Source organism: Streptomyces sp. MBT65, assembly GCF_016612545.1.
GTDB lineage: Bacteria > Actinomycetota > Actinomycetes > Streptomycetales > Streptomycetaceae > Streptomyces.
Window position 1 is genome coordinate 1 of the sequence record NZ_JAENRY010000574.1, and the last position, 2,929, is coordinate 2,929.

General features: G+C 73.5%; 4 protein-coding genes. All 4 read left to right on the forward strand.

Translation table 11 applies throughout. The features are described 5' to 3' along the window. Positions 1-748 precede the first annotated feature (748 nt). Complete coding sequence (locus tag JHN63_RS50500; protein ID WP_200691853.1) at positions 749-1,018, forward strand: type II toxin-antitoxin system Phd/YefM family antitoxin; 270 nt, start codon at positions 749-751, stop codon at positions 1,016-1,018. Next, positions 1,008-1,466: a type II toxin-antitoxin system VapC family toxin gene (locus JHN63_RS50505; RefSeq protein WP_200691854.1), complete on the forward strand. Its 459-nt coding sequence runs from the start codon at positions 1,008-1,010 to the stop codon at positions 1,464-1,466. The genes JHN63_RS50500 and JHN63_RS50505 overlap by 11 nt, the downstream gene beginning before the upstream one ends. 229 nt (positions 1,467-1,695) lie before the next feature. Beyond that, entirely contained in the window at positions 1,696-1,938 is a 243-nt protein-coding gene (locus JHN63_RS50510; protein ID WP_200691855.1) for a type II toxin-antitoxin system Phd/YefM family antitoxin, read from the forward strand. 260 nt (positions 1,939-2,198) lie between these two features. Further along, positions 2,199-2,462 carry a hypothetical protein gene (locus JHN63_RS50515; RefSeq protein ID WP_200691856.1) on the forward strand — a complete coding sequence of 88 codons (264 nt, stop codon included), beginning with the start codon at positions 2,199-2,201 and terminating at the stop codon, positions 2,460-2,462. Positions 2,463-2,929 lie beyond the last annotated feature (467 nt).

Genomic DNA, 2,929 nt, shown 5'->3' on the forward strand with positions numbered 1-2,929 from the left:
CACCGGGCCCCCGCCCACGACCACCACCTGCGCCCGCACCTCACCCGACATACCCGACATTCGCATCCCCGACATCCCCGGCCTCCCCCGTCTCGTCCCGGACCACGCCCTCCCAGCACCGCACCGCCGACGACGGACCACCGAAGCCCGGAACCGGAAACACCGGAGACCGGAACACCGGAACACCGGAAGACGACGGGAGAAGGCACGGAGGCCGGGACGGCGACGGCAGGGGCGACGGCGGGCGGAGCGGAGGCGGGAGAAGGGGGCGGACGGCATCGCGTGCCGCACCGTGCACTGCGCGGCACGGCCTCTCCCCCTCCACCCCCTCCTCCCGCCTTCAGCCTGCCTGCCTGCTCTGCCTCTGCCAGCCCTCTTACGGCTTCTCGCGGCTTCCTCCGGCACGGCCCGGCACAGGTTCTGCGGGGCCGGGCGGACCGTCCAGGAGTGCGGACGCCGCCAAAATATACCGGTTGGACGGTTCTTTGCAATGGGTCCGGAGAACCGTCCCGGAGAAGGGGCGGGGAGGGCGCCGCAGGAGAGGCGGGCACGGGCCGGGACCGGCGCCCGGGACGGCGGCCGTCCGCACGCCGGGGCGGGCAACAGCGCGCCGGGAGCGGCCCGTTGGAGGGCGGGGCGTGCGGTCCGGGGGGCGCGGTCCGGCCCTCGTTCGGCGCCTCAGGCGGCTTGCCCGCGGGAGTGTGCTACCCGGTAGCACCCCGTGGCACTGAAGGGTTACGGTGGAGCCGTGTCCGCCCAACCGGAAATCACCCAGCGCGACCTGCGCACCAGATCCAGAGAGATCATGGACGCCGTCCAGAGCGGCCAGTCCTTCACCGTCACCCGCGACGGCCATCGCATCGGCGAACTGATCCCCCTGCGCCAGCGCCGGCGCTACGTCCCGCGCGACGAGTTCGCCGCCATGTCCCGCACCGCCCCCGACGTCTTCCTGGACGCCTTCCGCTCAGACCAGGACACCGTCGCCGAGCAGGAGCCGGACGACCCCTATGCCCGGTGAGCACCGACAGGGACTCCTGGACACCAACATCATGATTCTCCGCAAGTGGATCGACCCTGCGGAACTGCCCGCCGAGATGGCCATCACCTCCATCACCCTGGCCGAACTCTCCGCAGGCCCCCACCAGGTCCGCAGCAACGCCGACCAGGACGACTACGACGAGCACGCCGAACGCGCCCGCCGCACCGACGTCCTCCAGCGCGCCGAGAACGAGTTCGACCCCATCCCCTTCGATGCGGAAGCCGCCCGCATCTACGGCCGGGTCTGCGCCGCCGTCGTCAGCGCGGGCCGCCAGCCCCGGCGCCGCATCGCCGACCTGATGATCGCCTCGATCGCGGTCGCGGAGGGCCTGCCCCTGTTCACCACCAACCCCGACGGCTTCACCGGCCTGGACGGCCTGCTCACTGTCGTTGCGGTCGCCCGCCCGAAAGTGCTCCACGACCGGTAGGACGCCACCGCGTCCGGACACGTCGCGGGAGAGGCGGGCACGGACCGGGGCCGCCTCCGTGACGGCCGCCCGGCCGCCGCAGACGCATGAACAGACACGACGGGGGCGGGCCCGTTCACGCGGTGCGGAACGTTTTCGCCGGCCGGAAACGGCGGGACGTGCCGATCCGCCTCAACACCTCTGCCGGCCCGCCCCTGCCCGGATCCCCACCATGCAGCACCATGGGGACATGGAGACGACCGACCGCGAGTTCAACCGGCAGTCCTCACAGATCCTCGCCGCAGCGGCGCGCGGCGAGACCGTCACCGTCACCAAGAACGGCACCCCCGTCGCCCGGGTCGTGCCCGTCACCGGAAACGACGTCCCCCCGTACCCGACCAGCCCGACGGGAGACATGGAGCTGCCCGCTCTCGGCCTGCCCGACCTCACCGGTGACGAGATCGAGGAAACACTCAGGGGGATGGGGGCATGAACCCGGCCGTGATCGCCGCGCCGGTCCCCCTGTACCGCCCGCCCCCTGACGGGCCATCAGGAGCGGAGGAAAGCCCTGGCTGCGGCCAGTCACCTCTCTGCCGGCCCGAGCAGCAGGTGCCCGCCGCCGGCGGCCGGGATGCTCACGGGAACTGACGTGCGTTCCCTTCCGGACGGTGCCGGGCTCACGGCCTGGTGACGACGCGGTCACGATGGCGCAGGGGAGCGTTGCCGGTGGCGGTGCGGGTCGTTGAGCGCGGCATGAAGGCGTGGGATGACGACGCGACAATGGCGGTCCTCGCCCGCCTGACGGGCGTGTACCGGCCGGGCCGCGACGATGACCGCCGGGGGTGTGGTGAGCACCGGTGTGGCGACTGCGGCGTGGCGAAGACGGGCCGCGGCAACCGGGATGCCCACCCGGGGCGGGGCAGGGGTCTGCCGGCCTGGATGGAACGGGCACGGATGGCCATGCTGACCGTGGCGGCCGTAACCGTGGTGGCCGCACTGGTGCGGGCGTCCGGGTGACCTGCCCGTGTCTTCTCCGGGCCGGGCCAGTCGGAGGCTGCGACACGACGCGTGCACGGTGCCGGCGGCCCCGGACTTTTCAACCGGCGCCGGGGTCCGGGGCCGCAANGGCCCGGACCCACCCGACCGCCGGGCACACAAAGCCGGCGCCGGTCCCGGGGCCGCGCCGCCGAAGGCCGGACGGCCGACGACAGCCCGGCGGGAAGCCGGTGGACTCCAGGTGGATCCCGGACGGCTGCCACGGCCCGGCCACGGCGTGAGGCGGCTGACCGCAGTGCGCCGGCAAGCGGCCCCGAAGCCCCGGCCGGCGGCCGGCGAGGAAAGCTCAGCGCATCCTGGAAGCCCTGCAGAATGCGGACGTTCCCGACTCCGTGCCGTTGCGGCCGCGGCGGGCGAAATCCCGCGGGCCGAGCAGGACACAGGCCGGGTCAGGCGGGGCGGGCAGCGAGTCGGGGACGGGCGGTGAG

Excerpts from the sequence above, each read along its gene's own strand:
- JHN63_RS50510 (WP_200691855.1), top strand. The coding sequence starts at position 1,696 with ATGGAGACGACCGACCGCGAGTTCAACCGGCAGTCCTCACAGATCCTC.
- JHN63_RS50505 (WP_200691854.1), top strand. The coding sequence starts at position 1,008 with ATGCCCGGTGAGCACCGACAGGGACTCCTGGACACCAACATCATGATT.
- JHN63_RS50515 (WP_200691856.1), top strand. The coding sequence starts at position 2,199 with ATGAAGGCGTGGGATGACGACGCGACAATGGCGGTCCTCGCCCGCCTG.